At 76.1% G+C, this 21890-nt stretch carries 20 protein-coding genes; 16 read left to right on the top strand and 4 right to left on the bottom strand.

The genetic code is table 11. The features are described from left to right. The first annotated feature begins 24 nt into the window (after positions 1-24). The 7 genes from ATL51_RS02160 (at position 25) to recD (ending at position 12307) form a co-directional block, all read left to right on the top strand. Entirely contained in the window at positions 25-510 is a 486-nt protein-coding gene (locus ATL51_RS02160; protein WP_062395851.1) for a peroxiredoxin, read from the top strand. A gap of 40 nt (positions 511-550) precedes the next feature. After that, positions 551-1150 carry a TetR/AcrR family transcriptional regulator gene (locus ATL51_RS02155; RefSeq protein ID WP_100877479.1) on the top strand — a complete coding sequence of 200 codons (600 nt, stop codon included), beginning with the start codon at positions 551-553 and terminating at the stop codon, positions 1148-1150. Positions 1151-1250: 100 nt separating this feature from the next. Continuing rightward, positions 1251-1910 (top strand): biliverdin-producing heme oxygenase, encoded by a 660-nt coding sequence (locus ATL51_RS02150; RefSeq protein WP_073574532.1) that lies wholly within the window; start codon positions 1251-1253, stop codon positions 1908-1910. 63 nt (positions 1911-1973) lie between these two features. Further along, positions 1974-3395, top strand: coding sequence for an SDR family NAD(P)-dependent oxidoreductase (locus ATL51_RS02145; RefSeq protein WP_208622892.1), 1422 nt, complete (start codon positions 1974-1976; stop codon positions 3393-3395). 46 nt (positions 3396-3441) lie between these two features. Further along, complete coding sequence (recC, locus tag ATL51_RS02140) at positions 3442-6819, top strand: exodeoxyribonuclease V subunit gamma (RefSeq protein WP_167409942.1); 3378 nt, start codon at positions 3442-3444, stop codon at positions 6817-6819. Next, positions 6816-10301 (top strand): UvrD-helicase domain-containing protein, encoded by a 3486-nt coding sequence (locus ATL51_RS02135; RefSeq protein ID WP_208622891.1) that lies wholly within the window; start codon positions 6816-6818, stop codon positions 10299-10301. The genes recC and ATL51_RS02135 overlap by 4 nt, the downstream gene beginning before the upstream one ends. Then, complete coding sequence (gene recD, locus ATL51_RS02130) at positions 10298-12307, top strand: exodeoxyribonuclease V subunit alpha (RefSeq protein ID WP_208622890.1); 2010 nt, start codon at positions 10298-10300, stop codon at positions 12305-12307. The genes ATL51_RS02135 and recD overlap by 4 nt, the downstream gene beginning before the upstream one ends. A gap of 24 nt (positions 12308-12331) precedes the next feature. Here the strand turns inward: recD and ATL51_RS02125 are convergent, their stop codons facing one another. Continuing rightward, a complete protein-coding gene (locus tag ATL51_RS02125; protein WP_301548851.1) occupies positions 12332-13159 on the bottom strand; it encodes a DedA family protein in 828 nt (275 codons plus the stop codon). A gap of 164 nt (positions 13160-13323) precedes the next feature. Here ATL51_RS02125 and ATL51_RS02120 point away from each other — a divergent pair, with 164 nt between their 5' ends. The 6 genes from ATL51_RS02120 to ATL51_RS02095 are packed head-to-tail and all read left to right on the top strand — an operon-like array spanning position 13324 to position 16496. Further along, positions 13324-13914 (top strand): GNAT family N-acetyltransferase, encoded by a 591-nt coding sequence (locus tag ATL51_RS02120; RefSeq protein ID WP_208622889.1) that lies wholly within the window; start codon positions 13324-13326, stop codon positions 13912-13914. A 16-nt stretch (positions 13915-13930) separates the two neighbouring features. Next, entirely contained in the window at positions 13931-14407 is a 477-nt protein-coding gene (locus tag ATL51_RS02115) for an NUDIX domain-containing protein (protein WP_392567392.1), read from the top strand. Positions 14408-14416: 9 nt separating this feature from the next. After that, positions 14417-14671, top strand: coding sequence for a DUF7218 family protein (locus ATL51_RS02110; protein WP_100877476.1), 255 nt, complete (start codon positions 14417-14419; stop codon positions 14669-14671). 25 nt (positions 14672-14696) lie between these two features. Further along, a complete protein-coding gene (locus ATL51_RS02105; protein WP_100877475.1) occupies positions 14697-15470 on the top strand; it encodes a 5-formyltetrahydrofolate cyclo-ligase in 774 nt (257 codons plus the stop codon). Then, a complete protein-coding gene (locus ATL51_RS02100) occupies positions 15467-15982 on the top strand; it encodes an O-acetyl-ADP-ribose deacetylase (protein WP_100877474.1) in 516 nt (171 codons plus the stop codon). Before ATL51_RS02105 ends, ATL51_RS02100 begins: the two co-directional genes overlap by 4 nt. Positions 15983-15986: 4 nt before the next feature. After that, positions 15987-16496 carry a gamma carbonic anhydrase family protein gene (locus ATL51_RS02095; RefSeq protein WP_100877473.1) on the top strand — a complete coding sequence of 170 codons (510 nt, stop codon included), beginning with the start codon at positions 15987-15989 and terminating at the stop codon, positions 16494-16496. Positions 16497-16726: 230 nt separating this feature from the next. Here the strand turns inward: ATL51_RS02095 and ATL51_RS02090 are convergent, their stop codons facing one another. After that, positions 16727-17383 (bottom strand): maleylpyruvate isomerase family mycothiol-dependent enzyme, encoded by a 657-nt coding sequence (locus ATL51_RS02090; protein WP_208622887.1) that lies wholly within the window; start codon positions 17381-17383, stop codon positions 16727-16729. Between the two features lie 9 nt (positions 17384-17392). After that, positions 17393-18088, bottom strand: coding sequence for a FadR/GntR family transcriptional regulator (locus ATL51_RS02085; protein WP_301548850.1), 696 nt, complete (start codon positions 18086-18088; stop codon positions 17393-17395). An 86-nt stretch (positions 18089-18174) separates the two neighbouring features. Here ATL51_RS02085 and ATL51_RS02080 point away from each other — a divergent pair, with 86 nt between their 5' ends. Genes ATL51_RS02080 through ATL51_RS02070 form a run of 3 tightly spaced genes read left to right on the top strand, consistent with a single transcriptional unit; the run spans position 18175 to position 21199 of the window. Then, on the top strand, positions 18175-19002 hold the full coding sequence (locus ATL51_RS02080) for a (Fe-S)-binding protein (RefSeq protein WP_167409941.1): 828 nt from the start codon (positions 18175-18177) through the stop codon (positions 19000-19002). Continuing rightward, a complete protein-coding gene (locus ATL51_RS02075; RefSeq protein WP_100877471.1) occupies positions 18999-20555 on the top strand; it encodes a lactate utilization protein B in 1557 nt (518 codons plus the stop codon). The genes ATL51_RS02080 and ATL51_RS02075 overlap by 4 nt, the downstream gene beginning before the upstream one ends. Then, entirely contained in the window at positions 20552-21199 is a 648-nt protein-coding gene (locus ATL51_RS02070) for a LutC/YkgG family protein (RefSeq protein WP_100877470.1), read from the top strand. Before ATL51_RS02075 ends, ATL51_RS02070 begins: the two co-directional genes overlap by 4 nt. Before the next feature lie 79 nt (positions 21200-21278). On the opposite strand, the gene ATL51_RS28560 is transcribed toward ATL51_RS02070, so the two are convergent. Further along, positions 21279-21854, bottom strand: coding sequence for a TetR family transcriptional regulator (locus tag ATL51_RS28560; protein ID WP_167409940.1), 576 nt, complete (start codon positions 21852-21854; stop codon positions 21279-21281). Between the last annotated feature and the right edge of the window lie 36 nt (positions 21855-21890).

The following is a 21890-nucleotide window of genomic DNA, read 5'->3' as shown; positions in this document are numbered from 1 at the left end:
ACCCCGCAGCACCAGGAGGAACCCGTGGCTCTCGCCGCCGGTGACCAGATCCCCGACGTCACCCTGATGACCCCGTCCGCCGAGGGCCCGAAGCCCGTGCAGAGCGCCTCGGTGCTCGGCACCGGCACGGTCGTGCTGTTCGGTGTGCCCGGCGCGTTCACCCCGGCCTGCTCCGACACCCACCTGCCCGGCTACGTCCTGCGCCGCGACGAGCTCAAGGCCAAGGGCGTCGACACCGTGGCCTGCACCTCGGTCAACGACGCGTTCGTCCTGGAGGCCTGGGCCGAGTCCCGCGGCGCCGGCGACGCGGTGCTCATGCTCGCCGACGGCAACGGCGACTTCGCCAAGGCCGCCGGTCTGGACATGGACGGGTCGAAGTTCGGCCTCGGTACCCGGTCGCAGCGCTACGCCGCGATCATCACCGACGGCGTCGTGCGCTGGATCGGCGTCGAGCCGGTCCCGCCGACCGTCGAGATCTCCGGCGTCGAGTCGGTGCTCGCGCAGCTCTGAGGTTCCGGGCCGACCGGCACGCGGGCCTACACTGGCCCGCGTGCCGAAGGTCCTGGGCTCGCTGGCGACGCACCGCGAGCAGGTGCGCGAGCGGGTGTTCGACGCCCTGCGCGGGCAGCTCTACGAACGTGGCTTCGACACGGTGACCCTGTCCGGGGTCGCCGCGGCCGCCGGCGTGGGGCGCACGGCGCTCTACAACCACTTCCCCGACCGCCAGGCCCTGCTCGTCGCGTTCGTCGAGCACGAGGCGGAGCGCTACGTCGCCGAGCTCGACGCCGCGCTCGCCGAGGCCGCGGACCCCCGCGAACGGCTCGCCGCCTTCGCCCGGCTGCAGCTGCGCCGCCTCGCCGAGTTCCACCTCCCGCCCGGCCAGGCGCTGGCCGGTGCCCTCGACCCGGCCGCCTACCGGCGGATCGCCGCGCACGCCGACCCCATCTCCGACCGGCTGGTGGCCGTCCTCCGGGCCGGCGCCGCCGACGGCTCGATGGTCGACGACGACCCGCACGTGCTCGCCGCCGTGGTCTCGGCCGCGCTGTCGAGCCGTCGGATCGTCGAGGTCGAGCCGGACGCGCTGGACGCGACGGTGGAGACCGCGGTGGCCGCCGTGCTGCGAGCGGTCTCGACGATTGTCCGCGACTGAGGCTAGCCTTACCCGCATCCAGCCCTTAGCATCGTGATCTGACACGGTGTCAGATCCGGCGCCGTGCCGTCGCACCAGACGTCACGTCACGGGAGGGCCGATGGACGCCACGACCCCCATCACGGGCACGCTGTCCGCCGATCTCCGCCAGGCCACCTGGGCGGTGCACGAGCGGGCCCACCGGTGCAGCTACTTCGGGGCGCTGTTCGACGGTGATCTCCCGTTGGACGCCTACACCCTGCTCGCCGAGCAGTACGTCGCGATCTACACCGCGCTGGAGGAGGCCGGGGACGCCCTGGCCGCCGACCCGGTCGCGGCCCCGTTCGTGATCGACGAGCTGCGCCGGGTGCCCGCCCTGCACGCCGACCTCGACGCCCTCGGCGGCGGCGTCCCGCGGGTCCTGCCCTCCACGGCGGCCTACGTGGCGCGGCTGCGCGAGGCCGCTTCGGACCCGGCGCTGTTCGTGGCCCACCACTACACCCGCTACCTGGGTGACCTGGCCGGCGGCCAGGTCGTCGGGAAGGTCCTGCAGCGCACCTACGGCATCGAGGGCCCCGGGCGGCTGTTCTACGACTTCAGGGCCCTCGGCAGCCCGTCGGCGTTCCGGACCCGGTACCGCGCCCTGCTCGACGACGCGGCCTGGACCCCGGCGCAGCGGGCCCGGCTGCTCGCCGAGGCGGTGCACGCCTTCGAGCTGAACATCGCCGTCCTCACCGAGATGGCCGAGGAGGTCGGGCTCGCGCAGCCGCTGGCGTCCTGAGCCGGAATCGGGGGAACTAGGATCGACGCCCGTCCCCCGACCACCGATCCCAGGAGTGTCCCGGTGTCCAGCCCCGGCATCGACCCGGACGAGCTCGCGACCGCGCTGAAGGTACTGGCCCGGGTCGACGACCTGCCACCCGAACACCCCGACGCCGTGGTCGTCCGGCGGGCGACCGCGGGGATCTGGAAGTCGGTGCGGCTGCGGCGCCGCGCCGAGAAGCGGCAGGCCGAGAAGTCCTCCGACGAGGCCGTCACCGCCGCCACCGCGACCGGCGCGGCCGGACGCATCGACGACGAGACCGCCGGCATCCCGCTGGTGTCGACCACCCCCGGCGCGACCGCGGGGACGCTGCACCGCGCCCGCGGCTGCTACGTGTGCAAGACGCGCTACACCGTCGTCGACGCCTTCTACCACCAGCTGTGCCAGGACTGCGCCGCCGCGCACCGTGCCCACCGCGACGCCCGTACCGACCTGTCCGGGCGCCGCGCGCTGCTCACCGGCGGCCGCGCCAAGATCGGGATGTACATCGCGCTGCGGCTGCTGCGCGACGGCGCGCACCTCACCATCACCACCCGTTTCCCGCGCGACGCCGCCCGCCGCTTCGCCGCGCTGCCCGACTCGGCGCAGTGGCTGCACCGGCTGCGGGTGATCGGGGTGGATCTGCGTGACCCGGGCCAGGTCGTCGCCGTCGCCGACGAGGTCGCCGCCGCGGGGCCGCTGGACATCCTGGTCAACAACGCCGCGCAGACGGTGCGCCGCTCCCCCGGCTCGTACTCCGCGCTGGAGGCCGCCGAGCACGAGGAGCTGCCGGCGGGCGAGCTGCCGGAGATCGTGTCGTTCACCAGTGCCTCGCGCGAGCACCCGCTCCTGCTGGCCGGCGCGGTCCCGGGCGGGCGCGACCTGGCCGCGCTGGCGACGACGGCCCGTTCGGCGTCGCCGGAGCGGATGGCCGCCGGCACCGCGGTGGACGCGGGCGGGCTGCTGCCCGACACCGCGGCGGTCAACAGCTGGGTCGACCACGTCCAGCACGTGGACCCGCTCGAGCTGCTCGAGGTGCAGCTGTGCAACCAGACGGCGCCGTTCGTGCTGGTCTCGCGGCTGCGCCCGGCGATGGCGGCGTCGAGCGCCCGCAACAAGTACGTCGTGAACGTCTCGGCGATGGAGGGCGTGTTCGGACGCGGCTACAAGGGGCCCGGGCACCCGCACACGAACATGGCGAAGGCCGCGCTGAACATGCTGACCCGCACCAGCGCGGGCGAGATGTTCGCGACCGACCGGATCCTGATGACCGCGGTGGACACCGGCTGGATCACCGACGAGCGTCCGCACCCGATGAAGCTGCGCCTGGCCGAGGAGGGGTTCCACGCCCCGCTCGACCTCGCCGACGGCGCCGCCCGGGTCTACCACCCGATCGTCGCCGGGGAGGCCGGCGAGGACCTGCACGGAGTGTTCCTGAAGAACTACCGCGTGTCCTCCTGGTAGAGGGGTCCACCCGTCACTGTCGGGGGTCGCCGCTACCGTGCGGTCCGTGCTGGAGATCCATCGGGCCGAACGCGCCGACACCCTCGTCGAGGCGCTCGCCGACGTCCTGGCTGCCGGCTCGGGCGACCCGTTCGCGGCCGAGACCGTCGCGGTCCCCGAGCGCGGGGTGGAGCGCTGGCTGGCCCAGCGGCTCGCGCACCGGCTCGGTGCGGGGACGGGCAGCGGCGGGGTCTGCGCGAACGTCCGGTTCCCGGCGCCGGCCGCGCTGCTCGGCGGGGTCGTCGCGCACGTCACCGGCACCGACCCGGCGACCGACCCGTGGTCGCCCGGCCGGTCGGTGTGGCCGCTGCTGGAGCTGATCGACGAGGCCGTCGCCGCTCCCGGGGACGACCGGTTCACCGCTCTCGCCGCGCACCTGGAGCGGGGTGGGCACGGCCGCCGCTACGCGCTCGCCCGCACGCTGGCCGGGCTGTTCGGCTCCTACGCCACGCACCGCCCCGAGCTGCTGCGCCGCTGGCGCGCCGGGGAGGACGCGGTGCCCGCCGACCTGGTGTGGCAGCCGGAGCTGTGGCGCCGCCTGCACGCCGCGCTCGGGGTGCCCGGACCCGCCGAGCGCCTCGACGACGCGGTGGCCCGCCTGCGCGGAGGCGCCGACCCGGGCCCCGAGGTCGGGCCGCGGCTGTCGCTGTTCGGCCCGACCCGGCTGGCCGCCGAGCACCTGACCGTCCTGGAGGCCCTCGCGGCGCACCGGGAGGTCCACCTGTGGCTGCCGCACCCGTCGCCGGCGATGTGGGAGGCGGTGCGCGCCGCGCGGACACCGGGGGTGCCCTCGCGCGCCGCCGACACCAGCGCCGAGGCCGTGCGTCATCCGCTGCTGCGCTCGCTCGGCCGGGACACCCGGGAGCTGGCCCTGCGGCTCCCCGCGGCCGGGCCCGACGTGACCGACACCCACCACCCGGCCCCCGCCGGGACCGGCGCGCCGACCCTGCTGCGCCGCCTGCAGACCGCCCTGCGCGACGACGCCGTGCCGCCCGCCCCGGAGGACCGTCCCCTGCTCGACGCGGACGACCGCAGCGTCGCACTGCACTCCTGCCACGGCCCGGACCGGCAGGTGGAGGTGCTGCGCGAGGTGCTGCTCGGCCTGCTCGCCACCGACCCGGACCTGGAGCCGCGCGACATCATCGTCATGTGCCCGGACATCGAGGTGTTCGCGCCGCTGATCACGGCGTCGTTCGGCCTCGCCCCGGACGCGGACTCCCCCGACGGTGCGGGCCCCTCCCGCGAGGAGCTCCACCCCGGGCACCGGCTGCGGGTGCGTCTGGCCGACCGCGCCCTGCGCCAGGCGAACCCGCTGCTGGGCACGGTGTCGTCGCTGCTGGAGCTGGCCGGGTCCCGGGTCAGCGCCTCCCAGGTGCTCGACCTGGTCGCCTCCGCCCCGGTGCGGCGCCGTTTCCGCTTCGACGACGACGCGCTGGAGCGGCTGTCCGAGCTGGTCACCGCGGCCGGGGTCCGGTGGGGGCTCGACGCCGCGCACCGGCGGCCCTACCGGCTCGACGGGGTCGAGCAGAACACCTGGCGGGCCGGGCTGGACCGGATGCTCGTCGGCGTCGCGATGGCCGAGACCCCGGGCGCCCCGGCCTGGCTGGGCACCGCGCTGCCGCTGGACGAGGTCGACTCCTCCGACGTGGACCTCGTCGGGCGGCTCGCCGAGTTCGTCGACCGGCTCGCGACCGTGCTCGGTGCGTTGCGCGGCCCGCAGCCGCTGTCGGTCTGGGTGGACGCGCTGGTCGAGGGGCTGTCCGCGCTGACCGACACCACCCCGACCGACGCCTGGCAGGCCGGGCAGGCCCGGGCGGAGCTGGCCGACGTCGTCGCCTCCGCGGGGCCGCAGGCCGCCACGGTCGACCTCGACCTGCCCGACGTGCGCGGCCTGCTCGCCGAGCGGCTGCGCGGGCGGCCCAGCCGGGCCAACTTCCGGACCGGCACGCTGACCGTCGCGACGCTCGTGCCGATGCGGGCCGTCCCGCACAAGGTCGTGTGCCTACTGGGCTGCGACGACGGGGTGTTCCCCCGCGCCGGCGCCCCCGACGGCGACGACGTGCTGGCCCGCGACCCGGTCGTCGGCGAGCGGGACCCGCGCGGGGAGGACCGCCAGCTGCTGCTCGACGCGCTCTGCTCGGCCACCCGGCACCTGGTCGTGGTGTCCTCCGGCGCCGACGAGCGCACCGGCGCCGACCGGCCGCCGTCGGTGCCGGTCGGGGAGCTGTGCGACGCGATCGACGCCTGCGTGCGGACCGGAACCGGCACGCCCGCGTCGCAGGCGCTGCGGGCCCGGCACCCGTTGCAGCCGTTCGACCGGCGCAACTTCACCTCCGGCGCGCTGCTGGCCGCCGGGCCGTTCAGCTTCGACCGGGCCGCGCTGCGCGGCGCCGAGGCCGCGGCCGGGCCGCGCACCGTGACCCCGCTGTTCGGCGCGGACCCGCTGCCTCCGCCGGAGGACCCGCCGGACGGGGTGGTCGAGCTCGACGAGCTGGTCGCCTTCGTCGAGCACCCGGTGCGGGCGTTCCTGCGCCAGCGGGTGCGGGTGCTGCCGCCGGAGGAGAACGTCGAGCCCGACGACGCGCTGCCGGTCGAGCTCGACGGCCTGGCCACCTGGAAGATCGGGGACCGGCTGCTGACCGACCGGCTCGCCGGGGCCGCACCGCAGGCCGTCGCGCGGGCCGAGACGCTGCGCGGTGACCTCCCGCCGGGCGGGATCGGGCACCGGGTACTCACCGAGGTCGGCGGGCAGGTCGAGCCGCTGGTCGCCGTCGCGGCGGCGGTCGCGACCGGCGAGGCGGGCTCGCAGGACCTCGTCGCGCAGCTCACCGGCACACCCGAGGACGGCCGCGCCGTCGCCGGGACGGTGCCGGGCCTGCACGGCGACGTCGTGGTGCGCGTCGAGTACTCGCGGCTCAAGGCCAAGCACCGGCTGCGGGCGTGGGTCCAGCTGCTCGCGCTCACCGCCGCGCACCCCGGCCGGTCCTGGACGGCGGTGACCGTCGGGCGCGGCCCCGGCGGCGCCGCCCGCTCGGTGCTCGGCCCGGTCGACCCCGGCCTGGCCCGCCGCACCCTGGCCGACCTGGTCGCGCTGCGCCGTGAGGGCCTGCGGGCGCCGCTGCCGCTGCCCACCGACGCCGCCGCCGTCTACGCCCGCAACCGCTCCCGCGGGGTGGTCCCGGCCAACGCGTTCGCCGCCGCGGAGAGCGAGTGGTCGCGCTTCGAGCACGCCGAGGCCCCGCACGTCTTCGTCCGGGGCGCCGCGGGCGGCCCGCTGGTCGCCCGTCCCGAGCCCGGGTCCGGCGGGGAGCCCACCCGCTTCGGGGAGCTCGCCGTCCGGCTGTGGGCACCACTGCTCGACCACGAGAGGCAGGACGCGCCGTGAGCACCACCAGCGTGTTGTCGGCACCGACCTTCGAGGTCGACGGGCCGCTGCCGTCCGGCACCGTCGTGCTGGAGGCGAGCGCGGGGACGGGGAAGACCTACACGATCGCCGCGCTGGCGACCCGCTACGTCGCCGAGGGCGTCGCGGACCTGGATCGGCTGATGCTGGTCACCTTCGGCCGCGACGCCACCCAGGAGCTGCGCGAGCGGGTCCGGGAGCGGCTGGTGGGCACCGAGCGGGCGCTCGCCGCCGTGCTCGCCGGCGCCGCCCCGCCGACGCCGGAGGCCGACCCCGTGGTCGCGCACCTGGCCACCACCGACCCGGCCGAGCTGGAGCGGCGGCGGGCCCGGCTGGCGACGGCGTCGGCGTCGTTCGACGCGGCGACGATCGCCACCACCCACCAGTTCTGCATGCAGATGCTGGCCGGCCTGGGCGTGGCCGGGGACAACGACCCCGACGCCGAGTTCGTCGACCACGTCGACGACGTCGTCACCGAGGTCGTCGACGACTTCTACGTGCGCAAGTACGCCGCCCCGAACGCCGGCCGCCCGGCGTTCGACCGGGCCGCGGCCCTGGCGCTGGCCCGTCGCGCCGTCGGCGACCCGCAGGCCGAGCTGGAGCCCCGCGACGCCGACCCGGCCACCCCGGCCGCCACCCGGTACGGCTTCGCCTCCGCGGTGCGCCGCGAGGTCGACGCCCGCAAGCGGCGCTCGCGCATCTACAGCTACGACGACATGCTCACCCGCCTCGCCGCGGCGCTGCGCGACCCGGTCCGCGGCCCCGCCGCCCGGGACCGGCTGCGGTCGCGGTTCTCGGTGGTGCTCGTCGACGAGTTCCAGGACACCGACCCGCTGCAGTGGGAGATCCTCTCCCTGGCGTTCCACTCCGCCCCCGACACCACGTTGGTGCTCATCGGCGACCCGAAGCAGGCGATCTACGCCTTCCGCGGCGCCGACGTGCACAGCTACCTGCGGGCCGCCGACGCGGCGGCGACCCGGCGCACCCTCTCGACCAACCGCCGCAGCGACGCGGCCCTGCTCACCGCGCTGGACGGGGTGTTCGGCGAGGCCGCCCTCGGGGACTCCGGGATCGTCGTGCACCCGGTCCGGGCCCACCACACCGGGCGGCGGCTGACCGCCCGGCACGACGCCCCGCTGCGGCTGCGGCTGGTCGACCGGGACCGGCTCGACCTGACCGGGCGCGGGCTGGCCCGGGCCAAGGGCGCCCGCGCCGTGGTGGCGCGTGACGTCGCCGTCGACCTGTCGCAGCTGCTCGACGGCACCGCCCGCTTCGCGGGGGGACGGCTGCGCCCCGGGCAGGTCGCGGTGCTGGTGCGGACCAACGCCCAGGGCCTGCTGGTGCGCGACGCCTGCGCCGAGGCCGGGGTGCCCGCCGTGCTCACCGGCTCCACCAGCGTGTTCACCACGCCGGTCGCCGCGGAGTGGCTGACGCTGCTGGAGGCCGTCGAGCAGCCGCAGCGCTCGATGCGGCTGCGCGCCGCCGCGCTGACCCGGTTCGTCGGCCACACCGTCGCCGACCTGTGCGGGCCCGACGCCGAGGGGCTGGTCGACCAGCTCGGCGCGGACCTGCGGGCCTGGCACCAGGTCCTCGCCGAGCGCGGGGTCGCCGCCCTGCAGGAGGCCGTGTTCGCCCGTTATGCCCCGGCCGAGCGCCTGCTGCGCAGCCCCGACGGCGAGCGCGACCTCACCGACGTGCGCCACGTCGGCCAGGTTCTGCACTCCGCGGCGCTGGAACGCCACCTGGGCCCGACGGCGCTCACCGAGTGGCTGCGGCACCGGATCGGCGAGGCCGCCCGCGACACCTCCGCCGAGCGGAGCCGGCGGCTGGAGTCCGACGCCGACGCCGTCCAGATCGTGACGGTGCACCGGTCCAAGGGGCTCGAGTTCCCGGTGGTGTACCTGCCGTTCGCGTGGGACCGCTGGGTCGACGACCGGCCCGAGACACTGCTCTACCACGACACCCCGCCCGGTGCCGGTGGCCAGCGCCGGCTGCTCGACGTCGGCGGGTCCACCGGGCCGGACCGCACCCGGCGCACCGCACTGCACCAGGCCGAGGAGGCGGGCGAGGACCTGCGGCTGCTGTACGTGGCGCTCACCCGCGCCTGCAGCCAGGTCGTCGCCTGGTGGGTCCCGGGGACGACGACCGCGGCGGCGTCGCTGCACCGGGTGCTGTTCGGGCACGCCGGGCCCGGCGCGGAGCCGGAACCGACCGCGAAGGTCCCCGGCGACGCGAACGCGCTGGCGTTCCTGCGGGAGCGGCTCGCCCCGGCCGGCGCGTCGGTGGAGACCCTGCACGACCGCGACCCCGCCGACCGCACCCCGGTCCCGCCCGACGCGGGGCTGGCCGTCGCGACGTTCACCCGCACGCTGGACACCGCGTGGCGGCGCACGTCCTACACCGCGCTGACCGCGGCCGCGCACGCCGCGCACCACCCGCACCCGGCCGTCGACGCCGAGCCGGAACCGGCCGCGACCGCGCCCGGGGTGCTGACCGAGCCCGAGGACGAGGGCATCGTCGACGAGCCCGACCCCGCCCCGCTGCCCGGTGCGGCCCCCACCGGGGACGCCACGGCGGGCGCAGCCGGCCCCGCGGCGTTCCCCTCCCCCATGGCCGACCTGCCCTCGGGCACCGGGTTCGGCACCCTGGTGCACGCCGTGCTGGAACACCTCGACACCCGCACGGCCGCCCAGGGCGACGCCGCGCTGCGGGCCGAGGTCGTCGCGCACGTCACCGAGGAGCTGCGCCACCAGCCGGCCGACCTCGATCCCGACGAGCTCGCCGACGCGCTCGTCCCGGTGCTGCGGACCCCGCTCGGGCCGATCGCGTCCGGGCTGGCGCTGGCCGACGTCGCGCCGGGCGACCGGCTGTCCGAGCTGGACTTCGAGCTCCCGCTGTGCGGCGGGGACACCCCGACGGGGCGGCTCACCCTGGCCGGGCTGGCCGCCGCCGTCCGCAGGCACCTCGGGCCCGGCGACCCGCTCCACGGCTACGCCGACCTCCTCGACTCCCCCGACCTCGCCGGACAGCCGCTGCGCGGCTACCTGACCGGCAGCATCGACTCGGTGCTGCGGGTCCGTGACGGCGCCGGGGAGCGGTTCCTCGTCGTGGACTACAAGACGAACTGGCTGGGCCCGGTCGGCCCGTCCGGGCGCGACCCGCTGACCGCGGCGCACTACACCGCCGACCGGCTGGCCACGGCGATGGCCGACGCGCACTACCCGCTCCAGGCGCTGCTCTACGCCGTCGCGCTGCACCGCTACCTGCGCTGGCGGCTGCCCGGCTACGACCCGGACACGCACCTCGGCGGGGTCGGCTACCTGTTCCTGCGCGGTATGTGCGGGCCGGACACCCCGGTCACCGGGTCCGGACCGATGGCCGCGCCGTGCGGCGTCTTCGCCTGGCGGCCACCCGCCGCCCTGGTCGAGGAGCTGTCGGACCTGCTGGACGGAGGCACCCCGTGACGACGACCGCACCCCCCACCCCGGCGGCGACGGCGCCCCCGGCCCCCGAGCGGGACCCGTTCGGTCCGCGGGCCGCCCGCACCGCGACCGGGGTGCTCGCCGCGTTCAACGAGGCCGAGATCCTCGCGCCGGGCGACGTGCACGTCGCCCGGAGGCTCGCCGTCCTCGGCGGGCGCGGCGACCCGACCGCCGCCGACGACCCGACCGCCGCCGAGCCCGAACCGGTGGTGCTCGCCGCCGCGCTGGCCGTGCGCGCGATCCGCAACGGGTCGGTCTGCGTGGACCTGGCGAGCGCCGCGGCCACGACCGCGGGCGAGGGCGAGGTCGCCGTCGACGTGTCCGGGCTGCCCTGGCCGGAGCCCGCGACGTGGCGCGCGGCCTGCGCGGACAGCCCGCTGGTCGCCGTCGGCGAGGACGGCCCCGCCGGGCGGCCGCTGCGCCTGCTCGGGAACCTGCTCTACCTGGAGCGCTACTGGCAGGAGGAGGAGCTGGTCCGCCGCGAGTTCACCGCGCGCGCCGGACCGGTCGCGACCGTCGACCCCGACCGGCTGTGCGCGGCGCTGGACCGGCTGCTCGGCGACGCCGGCGCCGAACGGCAGCGCCTCGCCGCCGCGGTCGCCGCGCTGCGGCCGGTCACCGTGATCGCCGGCGGCCCCGGCACGGGCAAGACGACGACGGTCGCGGCCCTGCTCGCCGTCCTGCACGACCTGCACCGCGCGACCGCCCCGCCCGGGGCACCGGGTCTGCGGGTGGCGCTCGCCGCGCCGACCGGGAAGGCCGCGGCCCGGCTGACCCAGTCCGTCGCCGAGGCCCACGGGCGGCTGCCGGAGACCGACCGGGCCGCCGTCGCGGGGGCGACGGCGTCGACGCTGCACCGGCTGCTGGGCTCGCGGGGCACCTCGGGCCGGTTCCGCCACCACCGGGGCAACCGGCTGCCGCACGACGTCGTGGTCGTCGACGAGACGTCGATGGTGTCGCTGACGATGATGGCGCGGCTGCTGGAGGCCGTCCGGCCGGACGCCCGGCTGGTGCTGGTCGGGGACCCGGACCAGCTCGCCTCGGTGGAGGCCGGTGCGGTGCTCGGCGACCTCGCCGCCGCGGGCGGCCGGGCCGAGCCCGCCCTGCAGGACGCGCTGAGCGCCTGCGGGGCGTTCCGCGTGGACCGGCCCGTGCCGGCCTCCGGCGCCGCGGGCGCCCCCGCGCCCGCCGAGCCGGGCCCGCCCGTCGTGGTGCGCAACGGGGTGGTGCGGCTGGAGCGCAACTGGCGCTTCGACGGCACGATCGCGGACTTCGCGGCGGCCGTGCAGGGCGACGACCCCGACGCCGCTGTCGCGCTGCTGCGCCGCGGCGCGGCCGACCTGTCCTTCGTCGACGGCGACGCGGCCGAGCTCGAGCCGCGCCGGCTGGACACGTTCCGCCAGGACGTGACCCGGGCCGCGGTGGACGTGATCGGGGCCGCCGAGGCCGGGGACGCCGAACAGGCGTTGCGGGTGCTCGACGACCATCGCGTCCTCTGCGCGCACCGCCGCGGCCCGCACGGGGTGACCCGGTGGACCGCGGAGATCGAGCGATGGATCGAGGCCGAGCGTCCCGGCTTCGCCGCCGAGGCCCCCTGGTACCCGGGCCGCCCGCTGCTGGTCACCACGAACGACTACGACCTGGGCCTGTTCAACGGTGACACCGGCGTCGTGGTCCGGGCCGCGTCGGGGCGCCGCGCGGTGTTCGCCCGGGACAACGCCCCGGTCGCGTTCGAACCGGCACGCCTCGGCGGCGTCGGCACCGTCCACGCGATGACGGTGCACCGCAGCCAGGGCAGCCAGTTCAAGCGGATCACCGTGGTGCTGCCGCCCGCGGACTCGCCGCTGATGACCCGCGAGCTGCTCTACACCGCCGTCACCCGGGCCAAGGAGTCCGTGCGGATCATCGGCACCGAGGAGGCGGTACGCGCCGCGATCGGCCGCCCGGCCGGACGCGCGAGCGGCCTGCAGCAGCGGCTCGGGACCTGAGGTCCCGGGCCGGCGCGGGCACCGTCACGCGGCGGGCGGGGCCTGCTGCTTCTGCCTGCGGCTCGCCTGGACCGACACGAACACGACCAGCGCCAGGCTGATCCACAACGCGTACTTGTCGACGGCGAGCACCACGTCGACGGCGTCCTGCCCGAGGCCGAACCCGAGCCCGGCGACGAGCCCGGTGATCAGCGCGGCGCCGATCGCGTCGAAGAGCAGGAACGTCGCGAGCCGCATCCTCCCCAGTCCGGCGACCGCGAACACCGCGGCGGCCGGGATGCCGGGCAGCGCGGCCGCGACGACGGCGATCGGCATCGACCACCGCGGCCAGCTGCGGATCCGGCCGACGAACCGCTTCGCGAAGTCACCGGGCGCCCACAACGCGACGATCTTCTCGCCCCACCGGCGCCCGGCCAGCCAGAACAACCAGTCGAACTTGATCATTCCGAACACCCCGGCGGCGATGACGACCCACAGGTCCGCCTCGCCGATCCGGGCGAACGCCGCGCCCGCGCCGACCGCGGAGAGGCTGCCGGTGACCGCGGCGAGCCACACCGGGTGCGACGCCAGCAGGAACGGCCGCAGCGGCATCGTCACCAGCATGAACACGAGCAGGCCGAGCGTGGAGAAGACGAGCACCTTGTCGCCGCGCGACATCGGGTGGTCCCACGGCATCGCGTCGCGCCAGGCCTGCTTGCCCGCCTCGATCTCCTCCGGGCTGTAGTCGCGCCGCCACCACCGGGTCCGTGCGGGAGCCGGTCCGGGGTCGGCCGGGGCGGATCCGCCCCCGCGGTCCGCGGCGGACCCGCCGTCCCCCGCCGGTGCGGCCCGCCGGGTGTGGTCGCTCGTCATCGTCGTCCCCCTCGTCCGATGGCGTTCCATCGGAACACGACCCTAGGCGGGCCGGGGTACGGCCGGATCCGCAGCGAGGACGAGATGCCCACCGTCCCCGTCCTCGTCCGGGCGGAGGAGGACACCGCTCGGCGGCGGGCCGCGGCGCGGCTACGCTCGCGCCCGTGCCGCCGTCCGTCACACCGGCCGACGGGCCGTCGCTCGACGCCCCCGTCACCCTGCGCCCGTTGGTGCGGGGCGACCTGGCTCTCCTGCGGCGCTGGCTGGCCGCGCCGCACGTGCACCGGTGGTGGTTCCACGAGACCACCGACGAGGCGCTCGAACGCGACTTCGGGGCGGGGCTGCGCGGGGAGGAACCGGGCGAGGACCTCGTCGCCGAGCTCGGTGGTGTCCCGGTCGGGCTCGTCCAGCGCGCCCGCTGGCACGACTACCCCGAGGAGGTCGCCGCGATCGCGCCGATCCTGACGATCCCGGACGGTGCGCTGACCGTCGACTACCTCATCGGGCCGGTGGAGCTGACCGGGCGCGGGCTGGGCCCGCGGATCATCGCCGCCGCCGTCGCCGAGGGCTGGGAGCGCTACCCGGAGGCGACGGCGGTGGTCGTCCCGGTCGCGGCGGGCAACCGCGCGTCGTGCCGGGCGCTGGAGAAGGCCGGTTTCCGCCGGGTCGCGACCGGGGAGCTGCCCCCGGACAACCCGGCCGACCCCCCGCTGGCCCACGTGCACCGGCTCGACCGGCCCGCCCGTCTGGGATGATCCCCGCGTGCCTCCCGTGACCAGCGCCGGACTCCTGCTGCACCGGGCCGGGCCGGGCGGCCCTGAGGTGCTGCTCGGCCACATGGGTGGGCCGTTCTGGGCCCGCAAGGACGACCATGCCTGGTCGATGCCCAAGGGCGAGCACGACCCCGACGAGAACCCGCTCGACGCCGCCCGCCGCGAGTTCACCGAGGAGATCGGCGCCCCGCCGCCCGACGGCGAGCCGGTCGGGCTCGGCACGGTCCGCCGGTCCCGCAAGACCGTCACCGCCTTCGCGCTGGACGGGTCCGGCTTCACCGGCGCCGACGCCGTCGCCGACCGTCCCGACGACGGCAGCTGGGTCGAGATGGAGTGGCCGCCCCGCTCCGGGCGCACCCTCCGCTTCCCCGAGCTGGACCGCGCCGCGTGGTTCGACCTCGCCACCGCCCGGGAGAAGATCGTGAAGGGTCAGGTGCCGCTACTGGACAGGTTGGCCGAGCTGCTCGGCGGGTAGTCGACCGCCATGGCGAGCAGCATCAAGGACGACGAGATGTACGAGCGCCTCCGCGAGGAGGGCAACTCCAAGGAGAAGTCCGCGCGGATCGCGAACGCCGCGGCCGCCGAGGGACGCGACACCGTCGGCAAGCGGGGCGGCGAGCACGGAGACTACGAGAACCAGACCAAGGACGAGCTCTACGCCCAGGCGCAGAAGGTCGGCATCGAGGGCCGCTCGGACATGACCAAGGACGAGCTGATCGAGGCCCTGCGGGAGCACTGACCGGCGGCCTGGCAGGGTCGCCGACATGAGCCGCCGCCACGACCACGACGCCGGGGGCGACCCCGGGACCCTCGCCCGCAAGGCCGAGCTGCGCGACGAGGTGTGGACCGCGCTGACCGAGCAGAAGGCCGCGCGGTTCCCCGGGGCGCGCAACCGGATCTCGAACTTCGTCGGGGCCGAGGCCGCGGCGCGCCGGCTGCGCGAGCTCGACGTGTGGCGGGCCGCCCGCACCGTGAAGTCCAACCCGGACTCCGCGCAGCTCCCGGTGCGCCGGTACGCGCTGGAGGACGGCAAGACCGTCTACATGGCCGTCCCGAAGCTGGCCGAGGCCGACCCGTTCTTCCTGCTCGACCCGGACGATCTCGCCGACCCGCCGCGCCTGGCGGTGTCGATCAAGAACGCCACCCGGTCGGCGCGCCGGGTCGCCGTCGCGGACCTGGAGCCGGTCGACCTCGTCGTCACCGGCTGCGTCGCGGTCGGCGCCGACGGGGCGCGGCTGGGCAAGGGCGGCGGGTTCGCCGACCTGGAGTTCGCACTGGCCCGCGAGGCCGGACTGATCTCCGACGACACGCTGGTCGTCACCACGGTCCACGAGCTGCAGCTACGCGACGCCGGGGTGATCCCGTGGGCCTCGCACGACGCCCCGGTGGACCTGGTCGTCACCCCGGACCGGGTGGTCGACTGCCGCGAGCACCGGCGGTCCCGCCCGGACGGCGGCATCGTCTGGGACTCGCTCACCGAGGACAAGATCGCGGCCATCCCGCTGCTGGGTCGGCTGCGCGAGGAGGCACGCACATGAGGATCGCCTGCGAGCGCGGGGACATCACCGAAGCCCGGGTCGACGCCGTCGTCAACGCCGCCAACTCCGGTCTGCGTGGTGGGGGCGGCGTCGACGGCGCCATCCACCGGCGCGGTGGGCCCGCGATCCTCGCCGAGTGCGAGCGCCTGCGCGCCGGCGACCTGCCCGACGGGCTCCCCACCGGCCACGCCGTCGCGACGACCGCCGGCGACCTGCCCGCCCGCTGGGTGATCCACACCGTCGGGCCGGTGTACGCGAAGCGGGAGGACCGCTCGGCGCTGCTGGCGAGCGCCTACCGCGAGTCGCTGCGGGTCGCCGACTCCCTCGGCGCCCGGACCGTCGCGTTCCCCGCTGTCTCGGCCGGGGTCTACGGGTGGCCGGTCGCCGACGCCGCCCGGATCGCCGTCGCCACCGTCCGCGAGGTCGCCGAGGCGGGCACCGCGGTGACCGAGGTCCGGTTCGTCCTGTTCAGCGACGACGTCCTCGCCGCGTTCGAAACCGCCCTAGGCTGACCCCATGATCACCGTGAACGGCCACACCCCGCAGGTCCACGAGCAGGCCTGGGTGGCGCCCGGCGCCGTGCTCGCCGGCGAGGTGAGCATCGGTCCGGAGACCGGGATCTGGTACACGTGCGTGATCCGGGCCGACCTCGCCCCGATCACCCTCGGCGCCCGCACCAACGTCCAGGACGGCTCCGTCCTGCACGCCGACCCCGGCTTCCCCGCAACCATCGGCGACGGCGTCACCATCGGCCACCGCGCCGTCGTGCACGGCTGCACCGTCGAGGACGACGTGCTGATCGGCATGGGCGCGGTACTCATGAACGGGGTGCACGTCGGCGCCGGGTCGCTGATCGCCGCGGGCGCGGTGCTCACCCAGGGCACGGTCGTACCGCCCGGGTCGCTGGTCGCCGGGGTGCCGGGAAAGGTGCGCCGGGAGCTGAGCCAGACCGAACGCGACTCGATCCCGCTGTCCGCCGCCGCCTACGTCCACCTGCTGGGCCTGCACCGCGACGCGAACCCCTGACCCACCCGTCGCCGGTGCCCCTGCCCCGCACGATCCGGTCCGCCGGTCACCGGCCCTCGCGCGACCACGCACACCGGTCCGCTCGCCGGGACGGAGAATGCGCGCCCGATCGAGCGCGCGTTCTCCGGTTCGGCGCGCATGAACCGGCCGCCGGAACGACGCGTGGACCGGGCGCGGGAGCGACGCGTCGACCGGCGCGACGGATGCGGGATGGCCGGGGGACTACGGCGTCAGCGCCCGGTCAGCCGGGCGGCGAGCGTCGCGACGCCGTCCCCCGTCAGCCGGTCCAGCACGGCCGGGCGTCCGCAGGCGGCCAGCAGGACGTCGACGCCGTGTCCCCGGACCTCCGCGCCCTCGCCCCGCGCGAACCCGGCATCGTCGGCGACGAACCGCAGGCCCGCCAGCCGGCGCCGGGTGGTGAACGCGAGCGGGACCGTCCCGACCACGAAGTCGAGCGCGATGCGCACGTCGACCGGGTCGGGGTCGAACGGGAGCCCGAGCGCGACGGTGACGTCGGCGGTGTGCACGATCGCGTCGGCCATCGGGCCCCGCGTCCCGATACCGGGCGGGGCGAAGGAGCTGTCGGCACGGTCGCGCAGGACCGCGACCAGCTCCTCGACCGGACGGGCCGCGTCCCGCCGGGCGGCCCGGTCGACCGCCCGGTCCACGTTCCCGCGCGCCCGCAGCACCTGGACCAGGAACGACGGCACCGTCGTGGTCAGCGCGGACACCAGGTGCCCGGCGACGGTCCGCACGTCCCACCCGGCGCACAGGCTCGGCGCCGCGAGCTGCGCGGCGTCGAGTGAGGAGACCAGGTCGGCGAACCCGCGACGGTACCGGGCGGACACCGCGACGACGGCGGCGTCGGGCAGGTCGGAGGTGGTCACGCGGTGAGCCTAGGCAGGTCCGACCCGGCCGTGGAAGGCGCGAATGTGTGCCTCGATCCGGTCCGCTGCCAGTGTCCCGTCGCCGTCGGCGATCGCCGCGTGGATCTCCCGATGCTCGGCCCGCAGCCGCTCGCGCAGCGCGGGCCAGTCCCCCTGGGCCTGCATCGCGTCGAGCAGCATCCCGCGCACCGACTCCCGGATCGCCCGGGTCAGCTCCCCCACCAGGCGGTTCCCGGCCGCCGCGGCGATCGCGACGTGGAAGGCGATGTCGGCGTCGCTGAAGGCGGCCGGGTCGAGGTCGTCGTCCATGACGTCCAGCGCGGCCGTCCACTCCAGCAGGTCCGACGCCGAGCGCCGACGCGCGGCCAGCCCGGCGGAGAACCGCTCGAACATGACCCGGGCCTCGGTGACGTCGTCCACCGGGAACGAGTCGACCGCCAGGTGCAGGGCCAGCACCCGGCCGAGTGCCCGCGCCGGGGCCGGCACGACGACCGTCCCGGAGTCCGCGCCGGTGCCCACCTGTGAGCGGATCACGCCCTGGGCCTGCAGCACCCGCAGTGCCTCGCGGACCGCCTGGCGGGACGCGCCCAGCGTCGCGGCGAGCTCGCGCTCCGGCGGCAGCCGGTCCCCCGGGCGCCACTCGCCACTCGTCAGGCGCTCCTCGACGTGGGCGAGCACCATCTCGTGGGCGGCGGGAACACGCACGTCGTCCTCCTGCTTGTGTGTGGTCCGACCATACCGCTACCTTGGTCGGACCACACCCTCCGTCCCACCACTTCACCGGAGGCGCCATGCCGATCCCCCGGCCCCGCGTCGGCCTCATGGTCACGTGTCTCAACGACGCCCTGTTCCCGGACACCGGCAGGGCCGTCGTGTCCCTGCTGCGCCGGCTCGGCGTCGACGTCGAGTTCCCCGCCGCGCAGACCTGCTGCGGGCAGCCGATGGTCAACACCGGCTACCTCGACGAGGCCGTCCCGCTCGTCCGCAACCACCTCGACGCCTTCGCCGGGTACGACGCGATCCTCGCGCCGTCCGGGTCGTGCGCGGGCTCGGTGCGCCACCAGCACGGCCTGGTCGCGCGCCGCTCCGGAGACCCGGGCCTGATCCGCGGCGTCGAGTCCGCACCGCCGGTGTACGAGCTGAGCGAGTACCTGGTCGACGTCCTCGGCGTCGTCGACGTCGGGGCCTACTTCCCGCACCGCGTCACCTACCACCCGACCTGCCACTCGCTGCGGATGCTGGGGGTCGGCGACCGGCCGACCCGGCTGCTGCGCGCGGTCCGCGGACTGACCCTGCTCGACCTGCCGGGCTCGGGCGAGTGCTGCGGGTTCGGCGGGACGTTCGCGGTGAAGAATTCCGAGACCTCGATCGCGATGGGCAACGACAAGGCCCGCCACGTCCGTTCGACCGGCGCGGAGGTGCTCGTCGCCGGGGACAACTCGTGCCTGATGCACGTGGGCGGGCTGCTGTCGCGGCAGCGGTCGGGGATGCGGGTCATGCACCTGGCCGAGGTGCTGGCGCAGACCGAGCCCGTGGTCGAGCGGCGCACCGAGCGGGCCGCGGACCCGACGAGCGTCGGCAGCGCGGTCCCGGACGCGACGACGGAGGCGGTCCGATGAGCGGCACGTTCCTCGGCACACCGGCGTTCCCGGCGGCGGCGCGCGCCGCACTGGAGGACTCCCAGCTGCGCCGCAACCTGGCCCACGCCACGTCCACCATCCGCACCAAGCGCGGCAACGTCGTCGGCGAGGTCGACGACTGGGAGCAGCTGCGCCTGGCCGGTGAGGCCATCAAGAACCGGGTGCTGCGGCACCTGCCCGACTACCTGGAGCAGCTGGAACGGTCGCTGACGGCGGCCGGCGCCACCGTGCACTGGGCGCGCGACGCGGCCGAGGCGAACGCGGTCGTCGTCGACATCGCGCGGCGGCACGGCACCGACGAGGTCGTCAAGGTCAAGTCGATGGCCACCCAGGAGATCGACCTGAACTCGGCGCTGGAGGCCGCGGGCATCCACGCCTGGGAGACCGACCTCGCCGAGCTGATCGTGCAGCTCGGGGACGACCTGCCCAGCCACATCCTGGTCCCGGCGATCCACCGCAACCGCGCGGAGATCCGGGAGATCTTCCTGCGCGAGATGGGCCGCGCCGGGCGCGCCGCCCCGGCGGACCTGACCGACGAACCGGCGCGCCTGGCCGCCGCGGCCCGGGAGCACCTGCGGGAGAAGTTCCTGCGGGCGAAGGTGGCGGTCTCGGGGGCGAACTTCGCCGTCGCCGAGACCGGGACGCTCACCGTCGTCGAGTCCGAGGGCAACGGCCGGATGTGCCTGACCCTGCCCGAGGTGCTGGTGTCGGTGGTCGGGATCGAGAAGGTCCTGCCGACCTTCCAGGACCTGGACGTGATGCTGCAGCTGCTCCCCCGGTCCTCGACCGGGGAGCGGATGAACCCCTACACCTCCACCTGGACCGGGGTCACCCCCGGCGACGGGCCGCAGGAGGTGCACGTGGTTCTGCTGGACAACGGCCGCACGGACGTGCTCGCCGACCCGACCGGGCGGCAGGCGCTGCGCTGCATCCGCTGCTCGGCCTGTCTGAACGTGTGCCCGGTCTACGAGCGCACCGGCGGGCACGCCTACGGCTCGGTCTACCCGGGCCCGATCGGCGCGATCCTCACCCCGCAGCTGCGGGGGGTGGGCACCGACCCGCAGACCGACTCGCTGCCGTACGCGTCCAGCCTGTGCGGGGCGTGTTTCGAGGTCTGCCCGGTCCGCATCGACATCCCCGAGGTACTGGTGCACCTGCGCGCCGAGGTGGTCGACGCCCACCGGAAGGCGAGCCGCGTGCCGTCGGTGCAGGACGTCGCGATGAAGGCGGCGTCGTGGACGCTGTCCTCGGCCGCGCGCACCGGCGCGGCCGAACGCGTCGCCGGGATCGGCGGGAAGCTGGCCGGACGGCTGGGCCGCACCGCGCCCGGTGGGCGCAGCATCCTCGGTGCGGTCCCCGGCCCGGCGAGCGCCTGGTCCGACTCGCGCGACGTGCCGGTACCGGCGGCCGAGTCCTTCCGGGAGTGGTGGACCAGGACCGACGGCGGGCGGAGCCGGAGCGACAACACCGACGGCGGGCGGAGCCGGAGCGACAACACCGACGGCGGGCGCAGGAACGGGGACGGGGCATGAGCGCGCGCGAGGTGATCCTGGCGAAGGCCCGGCGGGCCCTGACCGACGTGCCCGACGTCGAGCCGGTGCTCGACGTCGAGGTGGTCCGGCCGGTCCCCGACCGGTCGCTGCCGCACGCGCAGGTCGTCGACCTGTTCGACGAGCGGGTCGCGGACTACCGCGCCGTCGTCGAGCGGGCGGACCCGGGCACCGCGGCGTTGCGGGTCGCCGGTGCCCTGGCCGGCCGGTCCCCGCTCGCGGGCTCCGGCCCGCTGCGGATCCTGGTGCCGCCGGGCTTCCCGGCCGGTCTGGTGCCCGACGACGTCGAGGTCGTCCCGGACGGGCCGGACGTCGCGGTGTCGGAGCTGGACCGCTGCGACGGCGTGCTGTCGACGGCCGCGGTCGGCATCGCCGAGACCGGCACGATCATCCTCGACCACGGTCCGGGCCAGGGCCGGCGCGCCGCGACGCTGGTCCCCGACCTGCACGTCTGCGTGATCCGCGCCGACCAGGTCGTGGCCGGTGTGCCGGAGGCGGTGGCGGCGCTGGACCCGGCGCGGCCGCACACCTGGATCAGCGGGCCGAGCGCGACCAGCGACATCGAGCTGGACCGGGTGGAGGGCGTGCACGGGCCGCGGACACTGCACGTGGTGATCGTCAGCTGACGGTTCCGGCGGGGCCGGCGCTGGTGGTGGCGCCGGACGTGCCGCGGCTGCCCCGCGGGGCGGGCGACGCCGTCCGGAGCTAGGCGTCGCCGAGCGTCCGCACCACCACCGTCGCGATGTCCTCCGCCGAGCGCGCGGCCGGGCCCGTGGGGAGCACCATGTGGCTGACGGTGAGCCGGGCGGCGGTCTGGGCGGCGAGCCGGACGTCCTGCTCGCGGGCTCCGGGCCGGACCCGGCGCAGATAGCCCGCGGACCGCTCGGCCGCGGCCGCGATGATCGGACCGGAGTCGGCGCCGAACGCGGACGGGACCGCCGCGTCGCCGCTGAGCAGGGCCTTGATCAGCGGGTTCTCCCCCGCCTCGGTGAGGGCGGCGTCGACCGCGGCGACCCAGGCCGAGTACAGGTCGGACTCTCCGTCGAGGGCGGCCTCGATCCGGTCGAGGAACCGGTCGGTGGCGCGCAGCATCAGGGCCGCGGCGAGGCCGTCACGGTCGCCGAACTCGCTGTAGAGGGTCTGCCTGCTGACCCCGACCCGGCGGGCGAGCTCGGGCATCGACGGGCGTTCCCCGGCGACCGCGAGGCGTTCGGCGACGTCGAGGACCTCAGCGCGCAGCTCGTCGCGGGCCCGCCGCGCCATCGTCCGCCGCTCGCTCATGGAAGACATCATGACACGACCCGTCCATCACCTGGA

The sequence above is a fragment of the Pseudonocardia alni genome (assembly GCF_002813375.1).
GTDB classification, from domain to species: Bacteria; Actinomycetota; Actinomycetes; order Mycobacteriales; family Pseudonocardiaceae; genus Pseudonocardia; species Pseudonocardia alni.
The sequence above is the reverse complement of the archived record's forward strand: the minus strand, read 5'-3'. Positions and strand labels throughout refer to the sequence as shown.

Bases quoted from the DNA above. Each gene is read 5' to 3' on its own strand.
- ATL51_RS02150 (WP_073574532.1), top strand. From the start codon at position 1,251: ATGGACGCCACGACCCCCATCACGGGCACGCTGTCCGCCGATCTCCGC.
- ATL51_RS02125 (WP_301548851.1), bottom strand. From the start codon at position 13,159: ATGACGAGCGACCACACCCGGCGGGCCGCACCGGCGGGGGACGGCGGG.
- ATL51_RS02110 (WP_100877476.1), top strand. From the start codon at position 14,417: ATGGCGAGCAGCATCAAGGACGACGAGATGTACGAGCGCCTCCGCGAG.
- ATL51_RS02105 (WP_100877475.1), top strand. From the start codon at position 14,697: ATGAGCCGCCGCCACGACCACGACGCCGGGGGCGACCCCGGGACCCTC.
- ATL51_RS02100 (WP_100877474.1), top strand. From the start codon at position 15,467: ATGAGGATCGCCTGCGAGCGCGGGGACATCACCGAAGCCCGGGTCGAC.
- ATL51_RS02095 (WP_100877473.1), top strand. From the start codon at position 15,987: ATGATCACCGTGAACGGCCACACCCCGCAGGTCCACGAGCAGGCCTGG.
- ATL51_RS02080 (WP_167409941.1), top strand. From the start codon at position 18,175: ATGCCGATCCCCCGGCCCCGCGTCGGCCTCATGGTCACGTGTCTCAAC.
- ATL51_RS02075 (WP_100877471.1), top strand. From the start codon at position 18,999: ATGAGCGGCACGTTCCTCGGCACACCGGCGTTCCCGGCGGCGGCGCGC.
- ATL51_RS02070 (WP_100877470.1), top strand. From the start codon at position 20,552: ATGAGCGCGCGCGAGGTGATCCTGGCGAAGGCCCGGCGGGCCCTGACC.
- ATL51_RS28560 (WP_167409940.1), bottom strand. From the start codon at position 21,854: ATGAGCGAGCGGCGGACGATGGCGCGGCGGGCCCGCGACGAGCTGCGC.